Source organism: Lachnoanaerobaculum umeaense (genome assembly GCF_003589745.1).
GTDB lineage: Bacteria > Bacillota > Clostridia > Lachnospirales > Lachnospiraceae > Lachnoanaerobaculum > Lachnoanaerobaculum umeaense.
Genome location: NZ_CP032364.1, coordinates 820,724 through 846,330, shown reverse-complemented (window position 1 = coordinate 846,330; position 25,607 = coordinate 820,724). Strand labels below are relative to the sequence as shown.

16 protein-coding genes are annotated in these 25,607 nt (G+C 35.0%); 1 reads left to right on the top strand and 15 read right to left on the bottom strand.

All coding sequences use genetic code 11. The features are described from left to right. The 8 genes from D4A81_RS03815 to D4A81_RS03780 form a co-directional block, all read right to left on the bottom strand. Nucleotides 1-1,479, bottom strand: a complete 1,479-nt coding sequence (locus D4A81_RS03815; RefSeq protein ID WP_111525646.1) for a polysaccharide deacetylase family protein — start codon at nucleotides 1,477-1,479, stop codon at nucleotides 1-3. A 48-nt stretch (nucleotides 1,480-1,527) separates the two neighbouring features. Beyond that, a complete protein-coding gene (def, locus tag D4A81_RS03810) occupies nucleotides 1,528-2,025 on the bottom strand; it encodes a peptide deformylase (RefSeq protein ID WP_111525647.1) in 498 nt (165 codons plus the stop codon). 12 nt (nucleotides 2,026-2,037) lie between these two features. Next, nucleotides 2,038-4,269 carry a replication restart helicase PriA gene (gene priA, locus D4A81_RS03805; protein ID WP_111525648.1) on the bottom strand — a complete coding sequence of 744 codons (2,232 nt, stop codon included), beginning with the start codon at nucleotides 4,267-4,269 and terminating at the stop codon, nucleotides 2,038-2,040. Then, nucleotides 4,250-5,629, bottom strand: coding sequence for a UDP-N-acetylmuramoyl-tripeptide--D-alanyl-D-alanine ligase (locus tag D4A81_RS03800; protein WP_111525649.1), 1,380 nt, complete (start codon nucleotides 5,627-5,629; stop codon nucleotides 4,250-4,252). The genes priA and D4A81_RS03800 overlap by 20 nt, the downstream gene beginning before the upstream one ends. Next, nucleotides 5,626-7,113 (bottom strand): UDP-N-acetylmuramoyl-L-alanyl-D-glutamate--2,6-diaminopimelate ligase, encoded by a 1,488-nt coding sequence (locus D4A81_RS03795; RefSeq protein WP_111525650.1) that lies wholly within the window; start codon nucleotides 7,111-7,113, stop codon nucleotides 5,626-5,628. The genes D4A81_RS03800 and D4A81_RS03795 overlap by 4 nt, the downstream gene beginning before the upstream one ends. 42 nt (nucleotides 7,114-7,155) lie before the next feature. Next, on the bottom strand, nucleotides 7,156-8,826 hold the full coding sequence (locus D4A81_RS03790; protein WP_111525651.1) for a formate--tetrahydrofolate ligase: 1,671 nt from the start codon (nucleotides 8,824-8,826) through the stop codon (nucleotides 7,156-7,158). A gap of 21 nt (nucleotides 8,827-8,847) precedes the next feature. Further along, nucleotides 8,848-11,784, bottom strand: coding sequence for a DNA translocase FtsK (locus tag D4A81_RS03785; protein WP_111525652.1), 2,937 nt, complete (start codon nucleotides 11,782-11,784; stop codon nucleotides 8,848-8,850). A 167-nt stretch (nucleotides 11,785-11,951) separates the two neighbouring features. Continuing rightward, nucleotides 11,952-13,115 (bottom strand): NAD(P)H-hydrate epimerase, encoded by a 1,164-nt coding sequence (locus D4A81_RS03780; protein WP_111525653.1) that lies wholly within the window; start codon nucleotides 13,113-13,115, stop codon nucleotides 11,952-11,954. Nucleotides 13,116-13,302: 187 nt separating this feature from the next. Here D4A81_RS03780 and D4A81_RS03775 point away from each other — a divergent pair, with 187 nt between their 5' ends. Beyond that, nucleotides 13,303-13,656 carry a hypothetical protein gene (locus D4A81_RS03775; protein ID WP_111525654.1) on the top strand — a complete coding sequence of 118 codons (354 nt, stop codon included), beginning with the start codon at nucleotides 13,303-13,305 and terminating at the stop codon, nucleotides 13,654-13,656. Between the two features lie 46 nt (nucleotides 13,657-13,702). Here D4A81_RS03775 and proC read toward each other — a convergent pair whose 3' ends face one another. From proC to D4A81_RS03740, 7 genes are all read right to left on the bottom strand, one after another. Beyond that, a complete protein-coding gene (proC, locus tag D4A81_RS03770; RefSeq protein WP_111525655.1) occupies nucleotides 13,703-14,488 on the bottom strand; it encodes a pyrroline-5-carboxylate reductase in 786 nt (261 codons plus the stop codon). Between the two features lie 8 nt (nucleotides 14,489-14,496). After that, nucleotides 14,497-15,408, bottom strand: a complete 912-nt coding sequence (locus tag D4A81_RS03765; protein WP_111525656.1) for a LysR family transcriptional regulator — start codon at nucleotides 15,406-15,408, stop codon at nucleotides 14,497-14,499. Further along, the gene (locus D4A81_RS03760; protein ID WP_111525657.1) at nucleotides 15,405-16,055 is read right to left on the bottom strand and encodes a GDSL-type esterase/lipase family protein; all 651 of its coding nucleotides are present in this window, start codon (nucleotides 16,053-16,055) and stop codon (nucleotides 15,405-15,407) included. The genes D4A81_RS03765 and D4A81_RS03760 overlap by 4 nt, the downstream gene beginning before the upstream one ends. A 219-nt stretch (nucleotides 16,056-16,274) precedes the next feature. Next, complete coding sequence (locus D4A81_RS03755; protein WP_111525658.1) at nucleotides 16,275-19,244, bottom strand: hypothetical protein; 2,970 nt, start codon at nucleotides 19,242-19,244, stop codon at nucleotides 16,275-16,277. Further along, a complete protein-coding gene (locus D4A81_RS03750; RefSeq protein ID WP_111525659.1) occupies nucleotides 19,210-21,546 on the bottom strand; it encodes an efflux RND transporter permease subunit in 2,337 nt (778 codons plus the stop codon). Before D4A81_RS03750 ends, D4A81_RS03755 begins: the two co-directional genes overlap by 35 nt. A gap of 251 nt (nucleotides 21,547-21,797) precedes the next feature. Continuing rightward, nucleotides 21,798-24,377, bottom strand: a complete 2,580-nt coding sequence (gene xdh, locus D4A81_RS03745) for a selenium-dependent xanthine dehydrogenase (RefSeq protein ID WP_111525660.1) — start codon at nucleotides 24,375-24,377, stop codon at nucleotides 21,798-21,800. A 307-nt stretch (nucleotides 24,378-24,684) separates the two neighbouring features. Beyond that, entirely contained in the window at nucleotides 24,685-25,482 is a 798-nt protein-coding gene (locus D4A81_RS03740) for a helix-turn-helix transcriptional regulator (protein WP_111525661.1), read from the bottom strand. Between the last annotated feature and the right edge of the window lie 125 nt (nucleotides 25,483-25,607).

Below are 25,607 nucleotides of genomic sequence, written 5' to 3'. Positions count from 1 at the left end.
CTACTCCCAGTTTATAGGAGTTGGTCTACTGGTATCAAATACCTTTGTAACATCTATTATATCAGAGAGTCTATCCGCCTTTCCGCTATAGCCTTCATACAGGCGATATCCATCCAAATTTCTTCTACCTTGACGGAAGAAATTATCACCATATTGTAGCCATGCTCTCTTTGAGTCTACATTACAAAAATATCTGAATCCTACACTCTCCAAATAATCAAACTTCCCCTCTTGATGACCGGCTTGATAAGGATGCCAGTCTCCAATATCTGCTCCAAAGGGATAAATCAATATTTCACATGGGTCCGGCAAAAGATGACCTACATTCCTGATCCATTTGTCTGTATCATTTTGTATTATCCCTAAAGAACGCCCCTTAAAGTTAATATGTCCCCAAGAGTGTGATGCAAATTCATAACCATCCTGTTTCAATGCTGATGTCAAAGTCCTTACTGTACTTCTGTCCTCTTCTATATTATGATTTGGTTTATTATTAGGATCAAATGCAGGAGAATTTGGATCAAATGTCTCATCTGTTCTATATCCTAACACTCCATTATATCCTGTTAAAGCAATAATAGCCTTATGACCATGATAGGCAAAGTCCGGATGTTCCTCTACAAAAGCATCCAAAATCGGTACAAGGTCATAATCTCCTACCGTGACATTTCCTTGTGCATCTGTATATTGGTTTTTTAATTTACCATTTTCATCAAGTACCATCTTATCAGGAAAACCATGATTCTCCATATAGATATAATAATTTACATCATCCTGTGACATTACAAAAGGTATTTTCCCCTCAGGAAGCATAATCTGATTTTTCACCATTTTCATAGTGCCATCACCCTGATCCTGCATCTGTGCTATATCATGTAAATGTACCATTACATAGCCTCTATCATACATCTGCTGTAGTATTTCTTTAAACTCAGGAATTGTAGTCATTACTGAATTCCACTGTCTTCCCTGATGTGTATCCCTCAATGCCCTGTCCACATCAACTACCATAGTATGAAAGAATACATGTGTAATATCATCCATATTTGCAGGTACCAGATTTGCCTTGATTCCCTCATACTCACTTATAGCCGATGTAACTTCGGCATTATCAGGCATGTTAAGCTCATTTAAAGTGGCTATTGCAGCGTCATAATCATACTGCATAGCCTGTTTTTTTGCTGTATTCAATGCTACTTCCAGTGCTGATGATGTACTTTCCGCCTCTTCTACAGCAACGCTTGTATCCAGGCTATCAGTATTTATAGAACCATCTCCCTTATTTGTGGCAGCAACTGTATTATTTTTTTTCATATGTCGTATTAAAAAACGACTTCCCACAAAAATTGCTCCAATCAAAATTATTGCAAGAATAATTAGACCATTAAAATTATTATTCTTTCTATTCCTGTTTCTACTCCTGTATTGACTTCTTGTCGAATTTACACTGTTATCTTCTCTATAGTCTTTCCCGGCCATTTCACACTTTCCTTGTAATTATTTTATAATATTATCTAAATATATTAATTATTCTTCTTCATCTTCTTCATACATTCTTTCCAGCTCCTCATTGTCCATAAGTTCACCCTCTACCAGATCCACATATAACTCGCCCTCCAGATGTGCACATTCGTGGCATATAGCTCTTGCCATCAAGCCCTCACCCTCTAAAGTATATTCATTCATATCCCTGTCAAATGCTTTTACTACAACATGGTTTGGTCTCTTAACTATACCGCTCTTTCCCGGCACACTCAAACAACCTTCATATCCCTCTTGCTCACCGTCCTGCTCCAATATAACAGGATTTATAAGAACATATATATTCTCAGGCTCTATCTCTATTACTACTATACGTTTTAAAACTCCTACTTGAGGTGCAGCAAGTCCTACGCCATTTGCCTCCCTCATAGTATCAATCATATCATCTATCAAAACCTGAGTTCTATCATTCACAGATTTTACTTCTTTGCACTTTTTATTAAGTACACCGTCACCCATCACTCTTATTGCTCTTATTGCCATATATCCAACTCCTTAATTAAAGTCATATACTGCCCCTACATTTTTGTAAAGGCTTAAATTTTCTTCTATTTTTTCCTGTATATCTAAAAGTATATCATACTTAACATTTTTTATGTATACCAGTTTTCTATAATAGTCCTTAACTCTGCTTATACTCGGTTCAGTAGGTCCTATTACTACAGTTTTTTTGAATTCACTAATTGCCTTGATTTTTTTTACTATCTCATTTGCACATTTGTTCAGCTCCATATCTCTTTTACTGCTGAACATCACTGTAAGCATATGGCATTCCGGAGGATATCCCACCATTTTCCTATATGCAATCTCATTCTCAAAATATTTTTTATAATCCTGTGCAGCTGCTGCAACTATTGCATAATTTTCAGGCTTATATGTTTGTATTACCGCCTCCCCATCCTTTGCTCTGCCTGCTCGTCCTGCTGCCTGAGTCAAAAGTTCAAATGTTCTTTGTGCACTATTATAATTACTTACATACAATGAAGTATCTGCAGCCATAATTCCCACCAAAGTTACATTAGAAAAGTCATGACCCTTTACAATCATCTGTGTTCCTATCAGAATATCTGCATCACCTTTTGCAAAACTTCTTATCATATCATTTACACTATTTTTTTTTGAAGTGCTGTCCGTATCCATTCGAATTACTCTGGCATCAGGAAACTCCTCCCTTGTCATAGCCTCCAACTTCTGTGTACCTGTACCAAAGTTAGCAATATATCTTGATCCACAGTTTGGACATATATGTGGCAATTCAATAGAATATCCACAGTAATGACATACAAGTCTATTTGTATTGTGCAATGTCATTGAAACATCACAGTGCTTACATTTTATTGCTTCGCCACAGGAACGACATGATACAAAGCTTGAATATCCCCTTCTATTCATAAAGAGCATCACTTGCTCATGTTTTTTTAATCTGTCTTCTATAAGAGTTCTAAGCTTTTCACTGAAAATGCTTCTATTTCCTCGCTTTAATTCATCTCTCATATCTACTATACTCACCTTTGGCAAAGCTGTATTTTTCGCTCTTGTTTTTAACTTCAGAAGCTTTATCTCTCCATTCACTGCTCTGTTATAGGTTTCAGGAGTAGGTGTAGCAGAAGCCAGAAGTAAAGATGCATTTGTAATCTCTGCAAGTTTCTCTGCAACATCCCTGACATTAAAAGTAGGAACATTCTCATTTTTGTAGGCTGAGTCATGTTCTTCATCTATTACTATAAGCCCTAACTTTTTTATCGGGGCAAATATTGCAGACCTTGGACCTATTATAACATCTGCATCATCATTTTTTATTCTATCAAATTGATAATATCTTTCATTTTTTGATAGTTTGGAGTTTATTATTGCCACCCTATCTCCAAAATGTTCCGCCATTCTAAATACTGTTTGATATGTCAATGATATCTCCGGTATAAGCACTATCGCCTTAAACCCCTTTTCTATTACATATTTTATCATATTTATGAATACAAGGGTTTTTCCGCTGCCTGTAATACCATGTAAAAGGTAAGAAAATCTTTTATTATTATCAAAGTCGGATTTAAAGGTATTTATAGCAATTTCCTGCTCTTCATTTAAAACATACTCTTTTGACTTTACTATTTCCGTAAATTTTTCTATTCCTAAAGAACGAAGTACAGGCTGTAAAGGATTATTCTTTTTTATTTTCATACCCACTGAAATATATCCTTCTTCAACCATTCTTCTTATTACAGTAGAAGTTATTTTCAATTCTTTATTTACATAGCTTTGAGGCAAGCTCTGTTTTGTTTTTAATTCCTCTAAAAGTCTTGCCCAGGCTGTTTTCCTCAATTTTATAAGTTCTTCTTTTAAGCTATCAATTCTATCTAATTCAATATTTAAAAAAATCTCATTATTCAGTTTTTCTTCAGCCTTTGATTTTACCGGCATAACCGTAGATATTGCTTTGGCAAAACTTACTCCATACCTATGTTTTAACCATATAGCAAGTTGCAAAAGGTTCTCATCTGTACTGAGTTCTCTTTCAGATACAGCTATTATTGGCTTTAGCTTTGAAATGTCTAAATCCGTATTTTCTCTTATATTTATTACATAACCTTTTTTTACTTTTCTTCTAAGTTCAATCAAAACAGGACAGCCAAGACTAACACTATCCCCCAGACTTTGGGGAATAATATATGTAAATGGTCTGTCCACATTTGTATTAGATATTATTATATCAGCAAATAAATTTTTCATATTTTTTTATTTTTTCTACAACATCAAAAAGTTTCATACTATTAGACCCTTTCAAAAGGCAAACATCACCATCTTTAAAATATTCTGATATGAATTTTTCTAAACTGTCATTATCATCAAAGCTTTTGGTAAATACATAAGGATCAATATTTAATAAAATTTCTTTTGCCAACTCGCCTACTGTAAATACTGCATCCGGCTTCACATTTTCATTGATAAAGTCTCCAATTTCTCTATGAAGTTTTCTCTCATCTGCTCCAAGTTCCTTCATATCAGCAAGAATAGCAATCTTTCTATTTGCCTTAAATCCCTCCAATATTGAAATCGATGCCTTCATAGAATCAGGTGAAGCATTATACGTGTCATCTATAATTGTTAAACCCTTAAGTTTTATAAGCTCCTGTCTATGAGCAAATCCTCTAAACTCTTCCAAATGCTTTGCAGCGGATTCTATTGAAAGTTTATAATGGTCTGCTACAGCAAGTGCCACCAACGCGTTTGATATCTGATGCTCACCAAAAACATGCAAATTTACCCTTACTGTGTTCTCCCCTATATGAGCAGTAAATTTAGGAATTGCATTCTCAAATACTATATCAGTAGCATAAAAATCACAATCAGTATTACCCTTTGCACTGAAATATTTATATATAATACCTTCTCTTTTTGGTGGATTTTCAAGCAAATCATTATCTGCATTTAAAAATACCACGCTGCCTTCTTTCATTCCATCCATTATATGGAACTTCTCAGATCTTATGTTCTCTCTTGTATGTAAGTTTTCAATATGTGCCGTACCTATATTGGTAACCAAGGCACAGTCAGATTTTACTATTTCTGCAATTTTTTCCATCTCGCCAAATTGACTCATTCCAAGTTCTATGACACCTATCTCCTCATCATTTATTCTGCTTAGAGTAATAGGTACACCAACCTGTGAATTAAAATTATTTGGTGTTTTAAAAACTTTTAAATCAGAGAGTGCAAGTGCTACCATCTCCCTTGTAGTTGTTTTACCTACACTTCCGGTCACACCTACAAGTGGCAATGTAAGTTTATTTCTTATATATTTCCCAAGACTTTGTAAAGCTTTGGTAGTATCATCCACCAATACTATATTAAAATCCTCTCTTAAAAAAATATCTCTTTTGGAGCTTATAGCCACTCTACATCCCATTTCATAGACTGAATCTAAGAATTTATGTGCATCATTCTTTTCACCCACTATAGGAACAAAAAGGCTGTTTTTATCCACCTGCCTTGAATCAATTACTATATTGGAAAATATGGCTTTTTCATTTCCACTGATAATTTCTCCACCTGTGGCATCTGCAAGTTCTTTTAAACTAATTTTCTTCATCTATTCATCTTCTCCAAGCATTCATCTACCACTTCTCTATCTAAGAAATGAGTTCTAACCCCATTTATTTCCTGATAATCCTCATGTCCCTTTCCAATTATAGCAATGAGATCACCCTGCTTTGCATTCTCTATTGAATAGTAAATAGCTTCTCTTCTGTCTGGAATGGTAATATACTTTCCACCTGTAGGCTCAAGTTTTGATATTATATCTGCAATAATATCCTCTGTCTTTTCATATCTGGAATTGTCAGCTGTAACTATTGAAAAATCTGCCAATTTACCACATATTTCTCCCATTGAATATCTTCTGTCCTTAGACCTGTTTCCACCTGAACCAAATACTATAACAAGTCTCTTAGGATTATAATGTCTCAAAGTATATATAAGACTCTCTGTGCTGATTGCATTATGAGCATAGTCAATTACCACATTAAAATCATGAGAAGTATATGCTACCTCCATTCTTCCATTTACCCTACTATCTTTGAGTGCCAACTTTAAATTATCTGCTTTTACACCACAAATAATAGCTGCAGCAAGTGAAGATATTGCGTTAGAAACATTGAATTCTCCCGGAATTCCTACATATATATCTTTCACTTCCTTTGCTATAGAATACTTGTCTACTACATCATTGGAACAGTTTATATCTATCTTTGTACCCAAAAAATCCTTATTTGATATATATTCAACATTCTTGGCTTCAAAATCTCCGCCTTTTCCAAATGTATATTTTTCAACCGAGGTTGACTGCTTCAAAACAAAGTCAGAATGCTCATCTTCAATATTTACAATGGTTCTGTCACATTGTTTAAAGAAAAGTGACTTGTACATAAGATACTCATCAAAATCCTTATGTTCATCAGGGCCTATATGATCCGGAGAAATATTTGTAAAGATTCCGGTATCAAAACGAATACCATCTATCCTTTTCATCTTCACCGCCTGTGAAGATACTTCCATAACCACATACTTACAACCTGCGTCTAGGCATTCTTTGAAAGTCTTATGTAACTCATATGACTCCGGCGTTGTATTTAACGTTGCTCTGTGAGTATTGCCAATAGTTATTCCATTTGTACCAATAAGTCCCACCTTGGCATTCTGCTCTAAAAGCTTTTTTAACATATGGGACGATGTAGTCTTTCCCTTGGTACCGGTAATGCCTATTATTTTCATCTTATTCGCCGGGTGCGAGAAAAATGCGGCAGAGAGTCTTGCCAATGCTACCCTTGTATCAGCTACCTTTATTACACAGATATCATCCCTTTTTATATTTTTTTCCACTATAACAGCTTTTGCACCTTGCTCTACTATCTCGTCAATAACATCATGTGTATCAAATCTTGCACCCTTTATACATACAAACAAGCAGTCTTTAACTATCTTCTTTGTATTGAATACCAAATCAGAAAAATCGTCAATCAATTCTCCTGATAATATCTCTATATCAAGTTCTTTAGCATTTCCAATAAGTTTCATTTCTTCTCCCTTTGAGAGCTGCTTGCCAAGTCTTAGAACAAACTAGAACAGTCCCACTATATTTCCATTCTCATCAACATCAACTGCTTCTGCTGCCGGAACCTTAGGCAATCCCGGCATTGTCATAATATTTCCTGTTATCGCAACTACAAATCCTGCACCTGCATTAACATATACTTCTCTCACATTTATATCAAAATCCTGTGGTCTTCCAAGCTTCTTAGGATCATCTGAAAGTGAGTATTGATTTTTTGCCACACATACCGGGAATTTGTCAAATCCAAGTGCCTTAGCTCTATCAAGTGCCTTCTTTGCCGCAGGTGAATACGTCACATTCTTTGCACCGTAAATCTTTGTTGCAATAGTATAAAGTTTATCTTCAAGGCCCATATCATCCGGATAAAGAGGAATAAATTTACTTTCCTTGTTTTCAAGAGTGTATAGAACCTTTTGTGCAAGCTCTATTCCTCCCTTACCACCTTCTTCCCATACCTTAGATATGGCAAACTCACAATTTCTACTTTCACAAAACTCTCTAATAAATTCTATTTCAGCCTTTGTATCACTGATAAAATTATTTAGAGTAACTACTACAGGTACACCAAAAAGTTTTATATTCTCTATATGCTTTTCAAGGTTTACAATACCTTTCTTTAGTGCCTCAAGGTTCTCATTTGAAAGATCTTCCTTTGCCACACCGCCATTGTACTTGATTGCTCTTACTGTTGCTACTATTACCACGCAGTCAGGAGCAAAACCGGCCTGTCTACATTTAATGTCAAAGAATTTTTCTGCTCCCAAATCGGCACCAAATCCTGCCTCTGTTAGGGCTATATCAGCCATTCCCATAGCAATCTTTGTGGCCCTAATGGAATTACATCCATGTGCTATATTTGCAAACGGTCCACCATGAACCAATGCCAATGAATGATTGAGAGTCTGTACTATATTGGGCTTTATAGCATCTTTTAAGAGTGCTGCCATAGCACCTACAGCCCTCAGATCTCTTGCAAAAACCGGATCACCCTTAAAATTATATGCCACTATAATATTTGAAAGTCTTTCTTTTAAATCATCCATATCTTTAGAAAGACATAATATAGCCATTATCTCAGAAGCCACTGAAATCACAAAATGATCTTCTCTCACAACTCCGTCTGTCTTATTTCCAAGACCCACAACTATATTTCTAAGCACTCTGTCATTCATATCTATACATCTTTTATGAATGATGGCAGATGTGTCTATGCCTAATAAATTGCCATGCTGTATATGATTATCTAGCATTGCAGCCAGTAGATTGTTGGCAGATGTAATGGCATGAAAGTCTCCGGTAAAGTGTAGATTTAACTCATCCATAGGTACTACCTGAGCATAACCACCACCGGCAGCACCTCCTTTTACACCAAAGCATGGTCCTAGAGAAGGTTCTCTTAGTGCTATTACAGCATTCTTACCCATCTCCTTAAAAGCCTGCCCAAGACCTACAAGTGTAGTAGTCTTTCCTTCACCTGCGGGTGTAGGATTGATAGCTGTTACCAGTACAAGCTTACCCTTTTTCCCATTTTCATGTGCTTTCAGATATTCCTCACTAAGCTTTGCCTTGTACTTACCATACATCTCCAAATCATCTGCAGATATTCCATATTCACCTGCCACATCAGCAATATTCTTCATTTTTATGCTTCTTGCAATTTCAATATCTGTTAACATATAACCTCCATAGGACAATTTTTATAAAACATCTAAAAATTCATCCATATTCATAAGTATTTCTCTTCTCTTTGTCCCTGCTTCATCACCTACCACTCCTGCACTTGCAAGCTGGTCCATTATTCTTGCAGCCCTATTAAAGCCAATCTTAAAATTCCTTTGAAGATTACCTATAGATGCCCTATCTTTTTCTATTATATATCTGCCTGCCGCCTCAAACAGCTCATCTCGGTCTGAAACCTCATTGCCACCATTTGAGGTCTTTTCACTCTCTTCTATATGCTTGATAGTATCCTCATCATATCTTGTCTGCATCCCCTGATTTTTCAAAAAATCCACTACAGCCGATACTTCTTCATCAGATACAAATGCACCTTGTACTCTTATAGGATTTGATGCACCATATGGTGCAAACAACATGTCACCCTTTCCAAGCAGTTTTTCAGCCCCATTGCTGTCAAGTATAGTTCTTGAATCAATACCTGAGGATACTGCAAATGCAATTCTGGAAGGTATATTTGCCTTTATTATACCTGTAATGACATTTACGCTTGGTCTTTGTGTAGCAATAACCAGATGAATTCCACATGCTCTTGCCAGCTGTGCAAGTCTAACTATAGCATCTTCCACCTCATTATTAGCTACCATCATAAGATCTGCCAACTCATCTATGATTATGACGATCTTTGGCAATTTCTCAGGCAATCCTTCTATATCTCCTCTTTTTCTTGCCTCATCTATTCTCTTATTATATGCTGTAAGGTCTCTTACTCCTGTAGCTGCAAATTTCTTATATCTTTCACCCATCTCGGCAACTGCCCAATTAAGTGCTGATGCAGCCTTCTTAGGCTCTGTTACAACCGGTATCAAAAGATGCGGTATGCCATTATATACTGAAAGCTCTACCACTTTTGGATCTACCATTATAAGCTTTACATCCTCAGGAGAATATTTATATATAATACTCATTATCAAAGTATTTATACATACTGACTTTCCTGAGCCTGTAGCACCTGCAATAAGTACATGTGGCATCTTTGCAATATCTGAAACTATTACCTTACCTGAAATATCCTTACCCACAGCAAAGCCTATACTTTCAGTACCATTTCTAAAAGCTCTACTCTCAAAGAGTTCTCTTAAATATACCGTCTGTTTTTGCTTATTTGGTACTTCTATTCCTATAGCTGATTTTCCGGGTATTGGTGCTTCTATCCTTATATCGCTGGCAGCCAATGCAAGTTTGATATCATTTGCAAGGGATAGAACTTTAGATACCTTAACGCCCTGCTCAGGTTTTAACTCGTATAGTGTAACTGAAGGACCTACACTGATATCCTCTACAGTCACATTTACATCAAAACTTGCCAAAGTCTCTTGCAATGTAATCGCTGTGTTTCTGTACTCACTATCTGATAGAGACTCATTGTCATTAGTATTTTTCTTTAAAAGATATGTACTTGGATATGTATAAGGCCTTTGTACATTTTTGGCAATTTCATTTCTTATCTTACCCTGTGGAGAGTTTGCTCTTTGCTCTTCCATCTTCTTTTGTAGTGCAGATGTATCTGAAACAATAACCTTGCCTCCGGCAGTAACCAAGGTTCTTTCCCCATCATTACTTACCAGAGTGTTTGAAACTGCTTGGGTTTCTTGTATATCCTCATTTTTACTTTGTATAGCTGCACTATATGTAGGTTCTTCAATATAAGATTCTGATTTGTCGTATTTATTATAGTCATTTTCAAGCTCGTCATCATCATAGTCCTTTATAAACTCAATAGAATCTCTTGAATAATCAGATTTTTCTTCAGCTTTTATAAAGTCATCATGTGAGTCATCATCAGTTATTCTTATAGTCGAGATAGGCTGTTCATAGATGTCTATTTCATCTTTCCTTGCCAATATTTCATTAGCTCTTCTAAGCATATCCTCATCAATGTCATTTTCAAATCCGGATTCATCATTTCCTCTTTTGATATTACCATAGAATGTGTCTGAACGCTTATTTATAATCACCGATTCCTGTGGAACAGCAACCTCTTCTTCTACACTCTGATAATTCGTATCCACAACACTTTTATCAGTAACTGTCTTTCCAAAATCTTTATTATTCTTTCCCTCAAACAGTCCACCTATTGGATCATTTTTTTTATTTTCAGGAAGATCTACAACATGCTTTAATTTTCTCTTTGAAAAATCTATTGCTCCAAGATCTATTCTTCCTCTATTTGATCTTTTATCATATTCTAAAAGTTCTTCTATATATCCTTCACTATTTTTATCAATATCAATCTCTTCAAATACATCATCATCATCTTCTTCATAAACTATCTGTTGTTTTTTTTGCTTTCTTTGTTCTATGGCCTTTGCCATATCACTTTTTGCCCTTGATATAGTCTTTTGTCCACCTGCTTTTACCACTGATACAAAAGATTTTCCGGTCAATATAACAATGGATATTATAAATAATGCAATAAAGAATATAATGGCTCCAATTTTACCAAGTATTGATGATATAATAAGACCTAGTATACCTCCGATAAATCCTCCATACCATCCTTCAGTATAAAATCTTATAATGCCAAACTGTTTTAAACTTGGTATTCCAATAAGAGATATAAGAGTATCGATAGTTAATATCGCCAACACTACACCTATAAATTTTATTTTTGCTACGCTTGAGCCTAAATTAGATAAAAGGAAGGCTCCTCCTATAAATACAAACATTGGAACTGCATACCCAAGTACACCAAAAAGTCCCAACTGAAATATTTTTAGATACTTTCCTAAAATTCCCATAAGTCCAAAATGGCTCAAAAAAAGTACCAATGATACGCAAAATAATGCAATCATCAGGATTTCTGAGTTAAGGAAATCCATCTGTCCATTATTATCTATTTTCTTATTCGCCTTACTCCGGCTATTACTCTTTCTTGTTTGTTTTCGACTTGCCACATCAATTCTCCACTTCCATAAAGTCTACTCTAAAGTATACATAATATAAATATTATTTGCAATAAGATAGACCTCACACTTTAAAATATAGATATATTAAATAGAATCAACTAAACCTGAATGATATAAGGTTGATGTATCAAATAACACAAAATCAGGTAGAGCTTTCACTCTGCCTGATTTTTATCCATTTCAATTATAATACCTATATCCATATTTACAAGTTCACCTATATGCTTTGAAGCCTCACTTGTTATAAGTCCCTTTTTCAAAAATCCTATACTTACTGTAAGATCAGAATCCACACATATATTTGATTCTCCGGTGTCTCCATTCATACCAGAGTTTATATCTGCACTTACTACACTTGCCTGTGAATCATTTATCGCCTTGATAAGAGAATATACCGGTTCTTTTACCTCTCCAATAAATCCGGTACCATAAATACAATCCAGAATATAATCATACGAATTAAATTTATCTAAAAGTATCTTGTAATCCATATGCTCATCTAATATGGAATACTTTATCCCCTTTTGTCTACATATATCAAAATAATATTTTCCATCTTCTGAAAATTTATCCTTTATAAGCAAAATTTCTACATCTATTTCTTCAATATTCAATAAATCTGCTACTACATATCCATCTCCTGCATTGTTACCACTACCGGCAACTATAAGTACCTTATCTCCTATGTTCCAATCACCCACATAGAAAATTGCCTCACCTGCCCTATACATTAACTCCTTACTGTCTATAAAATTCTCAATAGTATAGCGGTCTGCATCTCTCATTTCTTTTACTGATAGTACTTTCTTTTGACTAAAAGAATCGAAAAACTTCTTTACAAGCTTTTTATAGTCACTTTCCTTTATCTCCATTCCCTTAGCACCCATCAGCTCAAATTCAACACCCATTTCTACAACCTTTGTATCCAGTATCTCAAAGCCATTATTTTTATAAAACTCCAATCTTCTCTTCCTTTGTCTTATATTATCACTCTCTTCTATCGGCTCTATTGCCAGAGAAAGTCTTGGATGCATTTTCTTATACTCTTTTAATATCCTACTTCCATATCCGCTCTGTCTTAAAGAGTTTTCTATGGCAAAATAGAATATATATGAAAGTTCATCTCCTACTAATGTATGTATAAATCCAAGCCAAATATCATCATCATAAATTGATAAAAACTCTACTCCTCTGTCATTACCCACTAAAACCATAATATAAAAAGGAACCCTCTCTTCAAATGGAAAAGCATCCTGATACAGTTGTTTTATTTCCTCAAGGTTTTTTGTATTCTCATCTATCTTTTCAAATCTAATCATCTCTCTCCATCCTTATCTATGACCGTTTTATGTATTTCTTTATTCAAAACTTTGTGTAATAATCTCAAAAGCCTTTAAGTTTTTTAGATATAAAATATGATTTCATTTGACATTTGTGATAATTTGTTATAAAATCTCTTTTTGTTAATCGACATATCATTATGTCATATTTATGGGAGGTATTATAATGTTAAAATTAAAGTTATTTTCAATCGCTGCTGTAGCTATGCTTGCTTTCACCGCTTGTGGCTCAAGTGCACCAAAAGCTGATGCTTCTTCTGCTGTAGAGTCTGCTGCTTCAGAGGCTTCTTCTGCTATGGAGTCTGCTGCTTCAGAGGCTTCTTCAGGTGTAGAAGCAGGTAAGGACGAAGCTTCTTCTGCTGTAGAGTCTGCTGCTTCAGAGGCTTCTTCTGCTCTTGAATCAGGTATGTCAGAAGCTGCTTCTGTTATGGAGTCTGCAGGTGTTGATGCTTCAAGCCTTGCTAATGATGCTGCAAATATGGCTTCATCTGCTGCAGAAGCTGCTACAAAGGGTAATTAATTATAAGAATAAACATAAGTCAGCTACGAAAAGTAGCTGACATTTTTTATTTCTTTGATTTTAATGTAGCTGCACTTACGGCTTCAATAACCCCTGCTCGAAAACTATAATCCTCAAGCGCCTTTACACCTTCTATAGTTGTACCTGCAGGTGAACATACCATATCCTTTAATACTGCCGGATGTATTCCGGTTTCAAGTATCTGTGCTGCACTTCCAAGTACAGTCTTAGTAGCCATCTTTATTGCCACATCTCTCTTCAATCCGTGGAGAACTCCCGCATCTGCCAAAGCTTCTATAAACATTGCTACATATGCCGGTCCACCTCCGGAAAGACCTGTTACTACTGGAAAGAGCCTTTCCTCCACCCATTCTACCAAACCTATAGCTGAAAACATACTTTCTAAAGTTTTCTTCTCATCATCTCTTGCATTGCTATCACTGTCCAAAGCAAACACTCCCTCGCCTACTATTGCCGGAGTATTTGGCATAATTCTAAGCACTCTTTTGTCACATCCAATCCATGACTTTATAGTAGTGCTCTCAAGTCCTGCTACAATAGATACAATTAATTTATCCTCAATATCCTTTGCAATCTTTTCAAACAATACCTTAGCATGTATCGGCTTTACTGCTATTAAAACTGCATCTGAATGCTTTATAAGCTCTATTTCATCATTATATATACTAAATCCCTCTCTATGGGCATTTTCCCTTGTCTTATCATAGGTGTCGAATACTCCAATATTCGTAATATCCATTGCTTTCTTTGATACAAATCCCTTTGCAATGGCAGAACCCATATTTCCAAAACCTATTACTCCTAATCTCATCTTTTCTCCTATTCCAATACCTTATCTTGAAACTTTGACATCTCTTCCAAATACTTTTTACCAAGCTCACTCATAGTAATGTCCTTTCTAATGATATAACCTATAGTCATCTTTTCATCAGAATCAAGCTTGACAGCCATATACTCATCTCCGTTTAATTCCTCGCATATTATACCTGAACAAAGTGTATATCCATTCAACCCCACCATTAGATTGAGCAATGTAGCCCTGTCATTTGCTTTGATAAGCTTATGGTATTCATATGTAGACAATACTTCTTCTGCAAAATAAAAAGAATTATATTCTCCTTGATCAAATGAAAGGCAGGGATAATCCATAAGCTCCTCCATTTTTATTTTGCTCTTGTTTGCCAAAGGATGTTTCTTATATAAATATACATAAATGCTACACTTCATCAGAGGAGTAAATATAACATTTGAGTCTTTAAAAAGTTTTGTCAAAATATTTTTATTGAAATCATTTAAATATAGTATACCAATTTCGCTTTTAAAGGTCTTTACATCATTTATAACATCATATGTCTTGGTCTCATGTACAGCAAACTCATATTCATCCATACCAAACTGCTTTACAAGGTTTACAAAAGCACTGACTGCAAATGTATAATGCTGCATTGATACACTAAACTTCTTTTTAAGCTTTTGATTTGATATATACTTTGCTTCTATCAAATCAAATTGCTCTACCACCTGTCTGGCATATCCTACAAATTCATTTCCTGCCGGAGTTAAGAATATTCCTCTATTATTTCTTGAAAAAAGTTTTATACCTATTTCTGATTCAAGTTCTGCAATAGCTGAAGAAAGGCTTGGCTGTGTAATAAAAAGATTCCCTGCCGCCTTATTTATAGATCCGGCATTTGCAACCTCTATAGCATATTTTAGCTGAGTCAAAGTCATGCCTTCAACTCCTTATTTTCTAAAGTATTTTTTATAATTACACTAACTTCTTTTGCCAGTGCTATATGTGAATCAGCTGTCAAATGCATAAAATCAATATCGTTCATTTCAACGCATTTACTTGAATCAAAAAATCCTACTCCAAGTTCCTTGGCTATAAGCTCATACTCCTTTGCAATCTCATAGGATTTATCAGAACATACTCCCATGTTTTTACCTACTTCTGAAAGCTCACATTCCTTTAGTATCGGTCCCGGTGCAATTACAAGTATATTAGGATTATCTCTCCAAACCTCAGCTTCCATTGCCTTTTTCACAAGTCTTCTCATTCCGAGTGCAATATTTGCAGCTGTAAGAGAAAATCTCTGTTTGCAATCATTTGTACCAAGCATTACTACAAGCATATCTAAAGGGGAATGCGTCTGTAAACATGGTAAAATATATGTCAGTCCTGACAATCCCTCATTAAAAGGATCCTCTAAACAAGTAGTTCTGCCACAAAGTCCCTCTTCGAGTATTCTATATTCATTTCCAAGAATCTTGGCTGCCACCATTGGCCATCTGATTTCCTCATTGAATCTACCTCCTGTTACAGCATCATATCCCCAGGTATTTGAATCTCCAAAAATAACAACTCTCTTTTTCATATATTTTCCTATCTGTTATGATATTATAGTTTCTTCTATTATACTAAAATATGAGCATTATTTTCAATATCAGTAATTTCTACAGACTAAGTGGATTTTTATATAATTTACCATAGGCTTTTTATTACAATCCTGATCTCAGCTCTTTATTAAAACTTTTCAGGATTGTAAATTTAAAAGCCTATAAAATATATCTCTCTTAAATGGCCTATGTCAGATTCATTTTTTCTTATAGTAAGTATATCCCAAACCTATAACTGTGGCTGCTGCAATAAAAGCAAGAACTATTATATACTTATTTACAGTATGTATTTTTATAAGTACAAACTCTCCTTGAGGCTTATCAACTCTAAAGCTGAGATAAGATCCCACTTTAGTTGTAGCTATTTTTTCAATACCCTTATCAGTTTTTATAGCCACTGTATTAGCCTTTTTGCCTTCATTTAAAACTCTAAGTTCAATGCCCTCATCAGCATATCTCCCTTCAGGAATAATACTGTATTTATATCCTTTTACAGCATCTTTCCCCAGTCCTGTAACATCAATTTCTTCTACTTGAACACTTGTTCCGTCATAGAATAATGCACTTGCAAGTAAAATTGCCTTTCCGTCTACATTTGCATTGGCAGATATATTTTTATTCCACCTTTCTTCCACCAAATGTATATTTATATTTCTCTTTATATTATTTAAATCTTTATTTTCCCAAAATGTATTATATCCTTCTATTTCCGGAACCTTAGGAATATCTGCACCGCTCACATATGAATTGTAGGTAACATTCACAGTTTTTATAACATCATCTCCTACATAGTAATTTACTCTCATAGTTTTAAATCCTTCAGGTGTATTTCCATCCTGTAGGAGATCCTCATATGAAACTATGCTTGCTTCACCATTAAGAGTAATGTCATTTACCGCACCTACACCATCATCCACATATCTATTATCCTTTATATAGGAGTCTTCCAAAACATCTCCGGCAATACTTCCAAATCTTGCCAAATTGTTGCTAACTACAGTGCTCATAGCAGTATTACCTGTAATATCACAAGCAATACCTGCAATTCCTCCTATATAGTCCATTCCTCTTACATCTCCAAGCATATAAGAATCTTTTATAAGATTTTCACTATAACCTGCAATTCCTCCTATATATGATCCGTTTTGTGAATTAACATCAGCATAATTTTTATTTGCAATAATTGCACCATAATCAGCTTTTGCCACTATACCTCCGGCATAGTCATTTTTTACATTCACTTCACCTTCATTTATATTTGACTGTATTAGAGCATATACATTATTGGAAAAATTCAAAGATGTACTACCTCTACTGTTCACCGTATCCTTAAGATTTGTATCTGTTGTAATACTGTCTTCCGGATCTATACCTACTCTTCCTACAATACCTGCAGTATTTATATCACCATTTATGATTGCTCTGTTTACAGAATTTTCCAGTTTTCCATAGGTATATTCCTTAGGTGGATTAACTGATACATCAAAATAAATTTTTCCATCATCAATCTTATCTCTTAATCTGTTTCCTCCATCCTGTATTGTAACTCTTATATTATCAATTTCATTCCTTACACCATCAATACTGCTCTTTACATCCTGTCTGCTGCTTCTTAGATCCTGTCTGGCTTTATTTATTTCAGCTTCAAGTTCATCCTTCTTGCCGCTTACAGTATCATAAGATTCATTAAGATTTTGCCTCAAGTCTCCCTTTTCTTCATCCAGATAATCCAGCAGGTCAGATGACTTTAAATATAATTCATCTATTTGATAACTGAGTTCTTCAAAATCACTTGCAATATTGTCGGCACTTTCCTTCTTGTCTTTAATATCATTCTTCATTCTTTTTGAAATTTCATTGATATTTTTTATACCTGCAACAATATTTTGAAGTTTGGTATTCCTGTCATTAATAATATCCCTATAGTTTGATCCATGTCTCATATCGCCTACATTCTCTCCGATATCTAGTACATTGGAATTTACCTCATCAGTTACCTTTTTTACCTCATCATTTTTTTCTTTTAAACCACCGTCAAAATTATCTGCCTCTTTACTATAAAAATCTCTCTGTTCATTTATACTGTCTGTAAGTTCATTCTTTTTAGCATCAATACTGTCTGCATTATTTTCAAGGATAGTGGCATTCTTATCTATCTCAGCCTCAAAAGCATCTAAAAGCTTTGAGAGAGTTTCTGTTTGTCTTTCAAGGCTATCCAAAGTATCTCCTTCATAGGCTACCTCAATGTAAGGCTTAAGTACACCTACAATACCTCCGACATCCTTTCTTCCAAAAATAGAGGCTTCATTTATACAGTTATTTATACTTCCTGACTGTAAACCTGTTATACCTCCAACCTTATATCCTACATGTAGGTATCCAACCTTCTCACTATTTGTACAATCTCTTATGATTCCACTTGAAACGCCGGCTATTCCACCTATCATTTCCTGTTTTACATCATCTGTAACAGCGTTTACAATATCTATGCTTGGTACACTTTTCATCTTATCCTCATCAGGTATTACACTCTCATTGTTTCCTGCAATCCTTCCAAGATTTTGTGAACCTATAATACTGCCCTTATTAAATCCACATATTCCACCTACAATCTTTGTTCCATTTACTACAGCATAGTTTTTTGAATTTATTATAAAACCACTTTCCTCATTTAGTCCTACTATACCTCCCACTCTTTTATAAGCTGCTACATACCCTGCAAAATTGACATTTTCTATAATACCTTTATTTGTCCCTACAATTCCACCTACAAGAGTTTTTCCACCTTCAGGATTTATATTTCCTTCAATATTAAGATTCTTAATACTGCCCTTTGGTCCCAAAACACTTATGAGTCCGGCACCGGTACTTTTTTCACTTATATTAAGCCCCTTTACTGTATAGCCACCACCATCAAGAGTACCGGAGAATATTGAAATAGGCTTAAAATCCTTATCAGATAAATCAATATCATTTGTCAAAACATAGGTCTTATTTAATGTGTAGTTTTCAACTGTTGAACCTTTTACAAGGTTTAGAAGTTCATCAGCACTACCAATATTAATAATATCTGATGTGCTTTGTGCTGTATTTCCAGTTGCATATACAGGCAAAATATTTCCAATTATTAAGCTAAGGCTCAGTAATAATGCTATTTTCTTCTTCATCTTCTCTCTTATTCTCCTCCTCATTTATTTTTCTTGAAAATGATGTTTTATCAATAATAAAATCAAAAGTATAGAGCAATACCGGTAAAACAACCATTACCATCAGCATTGATATAACAACACCCTTTCCCAATGTCTTTCCAAGAGATGAAATTGTCGGGTTTGATGTTATATTCCCTATTACAAATCCTGAAGCCGCCATAATACTTCCTGATGTAATTATTGTAGGAAATGCTTCATTTAAAGTTCTTGATATAACTGTATCTCTATCTGAAATTTCTTCTCTCAAAGCCAGATACCTACTGGTTATTACAATAGCATAGTCAATTGTCGCTCCCATCTGTATCGAACTTACTATCAAATAACTTAGGAAGAACATATTCTCACCTGTAAGATATGGCAAACTGAAGTTTATCCATATACTTCCCTGTATAGTGAGAACCAATATAAAAGGCAATGCGGCATTTTGGAATGTAAATAACAATATAACACCTACTAAAAGTGCAGTTATTATACTTATTCTTAAATTATCACCACCAAATGACTTACTTATATCATAATCGCTTGAACTGTCTCCCACCACATATGCTTCATCATAGTACTTTACTGCAATATTTCTTACTGTATCTATACTTTCAAAAGTATCTTTTCCCTCAAGAGGCTTATCCCATATAAGTAAGATTCTAGAGTATTTCTCACTTTCCAGCTGCTTTCTTGCATCAGTTATACTCTTATGTATATCCTCTATATCACTTATAGTATCTTCATCTATATCCAAACCTCCATCTTCAATCTGTTCATATAAGAAGTCCACCATATTTATTATAGGTATTTTATAGCTGTCAATACTGTTCATGAATGCACCGTATTGCTCATTTTTCAATGCATAGAAACGATATGCCGCCTTTACAAGGTCCACATCCACATCTGCAACCTCTGCAAGCTCTCTTGGATTTAAACTATCAGTAAGCACATATTCACCATTATTGCCTACCTCAATATTGGCAAGACCTGTAACACTCTTCACTCCCTGAATAGTTGATACTTCATTTAAAAGTGCAGCCTCACGCAAGTAATCCTCCTTTGGAATTACTATTGCCATTATATTGCTTTTCCCAAACTGCTCCTCTATTCTTTCTTTTGCATCCAAATATTCAGTCTTTTTATCAGACTCTATAGAGTTTACATCAAATATATATCCTGTTTTATTTGAAAGTATAATTCCACCTGCGATAAGAACCACAAACAGAGGAAGTATTATTCTTTTGAGTTTTATTATTCCCATACCTATCGATTCTATATTGGGGACAAAGTTTTGATGCATAGATTTTTCAATCTGTTTTTCAAACATCATTATAAGGGCGGGCATAAATGCAAATACTGCCAACATACTGAATATGATAGATTTAAGTAATACCTGTCCCAAATCCATACCTATCTGAAACTGCATAGTCATCAGTGCCACCATACCTGCCATTGTTGTAAGTGAACTTGAAGATATTTCAGGTATAGCCTTTGCAAGTGCTTTTATAAGAGCATGCTTTGGTTTATGTTCCTTCCTTTCCTCCATAAATCTATGAAAGAGTATTATTGCATAATCAATAGCAAGTGCAAGCTGCAATACTACTCCTACAGCCTTTGTTACAAAGGAAATCCTTCCAAATATAAAATTGGTACCAATATTTAAAACGATTGCCACTCCAAAAGTCAGCATGAAAATCATTATTTCCATATAAGTTTGTGAAGTAAACAATAATACAGCTATTATTATGATTATTACAAGGACAAATATGACCTTCATATCCTCGTTCAAATTTTTAGCGTCATCCTTATCAATGGTTGTATAAACCACATTGTCATAAGGTGAGACCAATTCTCTCACCTTAACTATAGCCTCCTGTACTAATTTTGAATCTTCAACATCATCAAAGCTTATAGTATATAATGCTGAAAAATCTTTATAATAATCTTCAATATCCTTATTTTCATAATCATCATCAGTCTTATCATAAAAATCAACTCTGGAAACCCCCTTGATCTCCTCCATTTCTTTTGAAACTTCCAAAGCTCTGTCATAATCCACATTGTAAACCATGACTTTTGCAGTTCCAAAAGTCGTAAAGCTTTCCTCCATTATATCAAGTCCTTGCTTTGTCTCGGAAGTCTGAGGTAAATAGTCAGATAATTTCTCACTTACCTTCACCCATGATGAACTAAATACTCCAAATACTGTGGCAAGAATAAAAAATACCAGAAAAGCTTTTCTTTTATTTACTATAAATGAAGCAATCTTCTCAAACATTCTCCTATCTCCTATCCTGTAAAGTAACTGCTACAACCAACTTAGTTGATATACAAATCATAATCTGCTTTTTAAAATTATGATTATCACAGTCTATATTATTTAACTTATGTTTGTTTATAGACATATGACTATTATTTCGCTATTATATCACATCTTTGATTTTTTTCAACAGCTGTTTATTATTTTTAAATTGGGCATAAAAAATCAGGAGAGGCATATGCCATCTCCCGATTTCAATACAACTTTATTTATTTTTTCTTCTTATTTGTATAATATGTATCATCCATAGGTAATTTCGGTCTTAATTTACCGTCTCTCTTGTAGTACGCATTCTGTACAGCAGGAGCTGTAGGAATTGTTGCAATCTCACCGATACCCTTTGAACCGTATGCTACACCAAGAAGCTCTTCCTTCTCTACATATATTGCCTCAATCTCAGGTATATCTGTAGCTCTCATAAGCCCAAGTGTACCGTACTTTGACTTAGGTACACAATCCTGTAACTTAAAGTCCTCAGTAAGTGCATATCCAAGTGACATAAGCACTCCACCCTCTATCTGACCCTGAATAGAAATCGGGTTTACTACCTTTCCTGAGTCATGAGCCGCATAAACCTTCTTAACCTTACCATCCTCATCAAGTACAACAAGATGTGTAGCAAATCCGTATGCAACATGAGATTTAGGGAACGGTACGTCTGCTCCAAGCTTATCTGTAGGCTCAAAGTATTCTGCATAGTAGTCCTTGCCGTTAAGCTTATTTAAATCCCCACCTGCAGCATCAAGGTCCTTTTTAAGTTCAAGTGAAACTCTTCTTATAGCCTCACCACTTATAAGAGTCTGTCTTGATCCTGATGTAGTACCTGAGTCAGGATCAAGTTCAGAGTTACATCCCATATTTTTAAACTTGGACTTAGGCAAGTTCAAAGTTTCCGCCGCCATCTGTATAAATATTGTTGCACAACCCTGACCGATATCTGAAGCACCGCAGTATATCTCTATAACACCGTCATTAACAACAAGTTTTGCACGACCTGTATCAGGAAGTCCAACACCTACACCGGCATTCTTCATAGCACATGCCAAACCTACATTTGGATAGTTAGCTTCATAAGCCTCTTTTACAGCTTCCAAAGTCTCTTTAAGAGCTGTTGAACAGTCTGCTATCTGTCCGTTAGGCAATACCTTACCCGGTTCGATAGCATTTCTGTATCTGATTTCCCAAGGTGATATTCCAACCTTTTCTGCAAGCAAATCTATAATGGACTCAAGTGCAAACTCACTCTGGCACACTCCGAATCCTCTAAACGCTCCTGCAGGAGGATTATTTGTATAGTATCCGAATCCTCTTATATCATGGTTCTGATAGCAATATGGTCCAACCGCATGAGTACATGCACGCTCAAGTACAGGTCCGCAAAGAGATGCATAAGCTCCTGTATCAAAATAGATATCACAGTCAAGTCCTGTGAATATACCGTTTTCATCACAACCGAGAGTAAATGTTCCATGCATTGCATGACGCTTTGGATGGAAAGCAAGTGACTCGTCTCTGCTAAACTTAGCCTTTACTGTTCTACCAAGCTTATATGCACAAAGTGCAGCTATATGCTGAACCGAAACGTCCTCTTTACCACCGAATCCGCCACCTACAAGCTTATTCTCAACAACTACCTTGCTTGGATCCCAACCAAACATTATAGCCACTTCTTTTCTTGTATCGAATACACTCTGGTCTGTAGAGTAGATCTTTACACCGTCCTTATATGGAAGAGCTATTGCACACTCAGGCTCAAGGAATGCATGCTCTGTGAAAGGTGTATCAAAAGTCTCTGTAATTGTATACTTTGAATTTGCAATCGCTTCCTTTGCATCACCTCTTTTAACATGTCTTGACTGACAAAGGTTACCGTTTGGATGTACTTTTCCCGCACCCTCGGCCATAGCCTCTGTTATATTTCTTACAGGCTCAAGCACCTCGTATTCAACCTTAACAAGCGCCTTAGCCTTCTTTAGTATTTCTTCACTCTCAGCAACTACAAGACAAATAGCATCACCCATGCATCTTGTAACGTCGCCCTTTGCAATCATTACATCCCAGTCCTGCTGAATATGTCCTACCTTATTGTTAGGTACATCCTCTGCTGTATATACCGCAACTACACCTTCAAGTGCCAAAGCCTCTGAGAAGTCGATATCAAGCACTCTTGCTCTAGGGTATTTTGTTCTTACTGCTGAAACATGAAGCATATCTTTAAGCTCCATATCATCAACATATTCACCGATACCAAGAACCTTATCTCTTACATCGATTCTGAATGCATTTGAACCTACACCGAAATCATCACCTTTTTCAAGCTCTTCGTCGATCTTCTTATCGCCTCTGAGTATCTGAGCCGCAAGGTCGATACCCTCAATAATCTTCTTGTATCCTGTACATCTGCAGACATTTCCCTTTATAGCCTCTTTGATATCATTTTCTGTAGGATTAGGATTTCTGTCGATAAGAGCTTTTCCTGACATAACCATACCCGGAATACAGAATCCACACTGTACAGCACCCTTTGAACCGAATGCATAAACAAACGCTTCTTTTTCAAAATCGCTCAATCCCTCAACTGAAACGATATTCATGCCTTCAGCTCTTTTTGTAGTCATAACGCAGGCTCTTGTTGCCTTACCGTCAATTATAATAGTACAAGTACCACATGCTCCCTGACTACAACCGTCCTTAATAGATTTGAGCTTCAAATCGTCACGCAAAAATCTAAGCAGTGACACTTCTTTTTCAGTTTCAACTAATTTACCATTTACTGTAAAACTGTACATTAAAATTCCCTCCACGATGTATTTATATGCCGTTTAAATACGTTGCTTATTTTATTTAATAAAATCTCGGCATATATAAATTGTTAGCAAATCCTGTTTGGAATCAACAGCATTTTTCTTTTGATTTTAAAGTTGAGACTTAAATGCTATTTTTACCAAAAAAAAATTTAGATATATATTCTCTCAAGAAAATATACATTAAGCTTATTCACATTTTTTAACAATGTTTTACATAGATTATAGCATAATTTTTTAAATAAATAAACTTTTTTTTATTTATGTATTCGATAATAAGCATTATCTTCTCTTATTTTTTCAATGTTTGACTTGGCGGTATACCAAAATATTTTTTATATAATCTACTGAAGTACAACGGATCACGATATCCTACATTTATAGCGGTTTCTGTTACAGACATGCCTGATAACAGTAGATTTACAGCCTTTCTGAGGCGTAATCTTATAAGATAATCTATAGGTCTTATATGGTAAATCTTATTAAATGTATACGAGAAATGAGCCTTGTTCATACCTGCAATATCGGCCAGATCTTCAAGTCGTAAATTTTTATTATAGGATTTTTCCATAAGTTCCACGGCTTTTTCTATCTGTAATATCTCTTTATTTATCATAGAATAGCCGAACGAACTTAGAATAAGTTGTTGAGCTATCATATTATTGTGTACCTGATCGTCAAAGCTTGACCTCTCCACACTTGCTTTCAATTTTGATAGCAACTCAATAGAAACTTCCTGCCTGAAGTTTGAAATTTCATATACTGAGTTCATAATATCACTGTATCCGTGCCATGGCATCTCCGGATCATAATATATATTCAAATGTACAAATGGTTCATTCGACCTGATATCAAATGATATCTTTTGATTTTTTGCCCCATGAACTACTACATTCGGCGTAGCGGTAAAACTTTTATCATTAAAATAAATCTCCGCCTCACCTTCCAGAGTATATATAAATGCGCTATGAGTAGTATCATATGAAATATGCTTACCCTTTTCCTTTTCCTGCAGTGAAATACCTGTAATCAAATATTTTCTGCTGCTGTACTCTCTTTGGCAATCCAATAAAAATTTTGTATCCTTCATGCCTCCTCCTTTTATGGACTATATTTTTAATAATAATCCATATCTTTATATTATTCTATATTCTAATTTTTAGAATTTCAATTATAATATCTTTGTTAGGTAAAACTAACCTTGTATTAAATGAA

Excerpts from the sequence above, each read along its gene's own strand:
- D4A81_RS03815 (WP_111525646.1), bottom strand. The coding sequence starts at position 1,479 with ATGGCCGGGAAAGACTATAGAGAAGATAACAGTGTAAATTCGACAAGA.
- def (WP_111525647.1), bottom strand. The coding sequence starts at position 2,025 with ATGGCAATAAGAGCAATAAGAGTGATGGGTGACGGTGTACTTAATAAA.
- priA (WP_111525648.1), bottom strand. The coding sequence starts at position 4,269 with ATGAAAAATTTATTTGCTGATATAATAATATCTAATACAAATGTGGAC.
- D4A81_RS03800 (WP_111525649.1), bottom strand. The coding sequence starts at position 5,629 with ATGAAGAAAATTAGTTTAAAAGAACTTGCAGATGCCACAGGTGGAGAA.
- D4A81_RS03795 (WP_111525650.1), bottom strand. The coding sequence starts at position 7,113 with ATGAAACTTATTGGAAATGCTAAAGAACTTGATATAGAGATATTATCA.
- D4A81_RS03790 (WP_111525651.1), bottom strand. The coding sequence starts at position 8,826 with ATGTTAACAGATATTGAAATTGCAAGAAGCATAAAAATGAAGAATATT.
- D4A81_RS03780 (WP_111525653.1), bottom strand. The coding sequence starts at position 13,115 with ATGATTAGATTTGAAAAGATAGATGAGAATACAAAAAACCTTGAGGAA.
- D4A81_RS03775 (WP_111525654.1), top strand. The coding sequence starts at position 13,303 with ATGTTAAAATTAAAGTTATTTTCAATCGCTGCTGTAGCTATGCTTGCT.
- proC (WP_111525655.1), bottom strand. The coding sequence starts at position 14,488 with ATGAGATTAGGAGTAATAGGTTTTGGAAATATGGGTTCTGCCATTGCA.
- D4A81_RS03765 (WP_111525656.1), bottom strand. The coding sequence starts at position 15,408 with ATGACTTTGACTCAGCTAAAATATGCTATAGAGGTTGCAAATGCCGGA.
- D4A81_RS03760 (WP_111525657.1), bottom strand. The coding sequence starts at position 16,055 with ATGAAAAAGAGAGTTGTTATTTTTGGAGATTCAAATACCTGGGGATAT.
- D4A81_RS03755 (WP_111525658.1), bottom strand. The coding sequence starts at position 19,244 with ATGAAGAAGAAAATAGCATTATTACTGAGCCTTAGCTTAATAATTGGA.
- D4A81_RS03750 (WP_111525659.1), bottom strand. The coding sequence starts at position 21,546 with ATGTTTGAGAAGATTGCTTCATTTATAGTAAATAAAAGAAAAGCTTTT.
- xdh (WP_111525660.1), bottom strand. The coding sequence starts at position 24,377 with ATGTACAGTTTTACAGTAAATGGTAAATTAGTTGAAACTGAAAAAGAA.
- D4A81_RS03740 (WP_111525661.1), bottom strand. The coding sequence starts at position 25,482 with ATGAAGGATACAAAATTTTTATTGGATTGCCAAAGAGAGTACAGCAGC.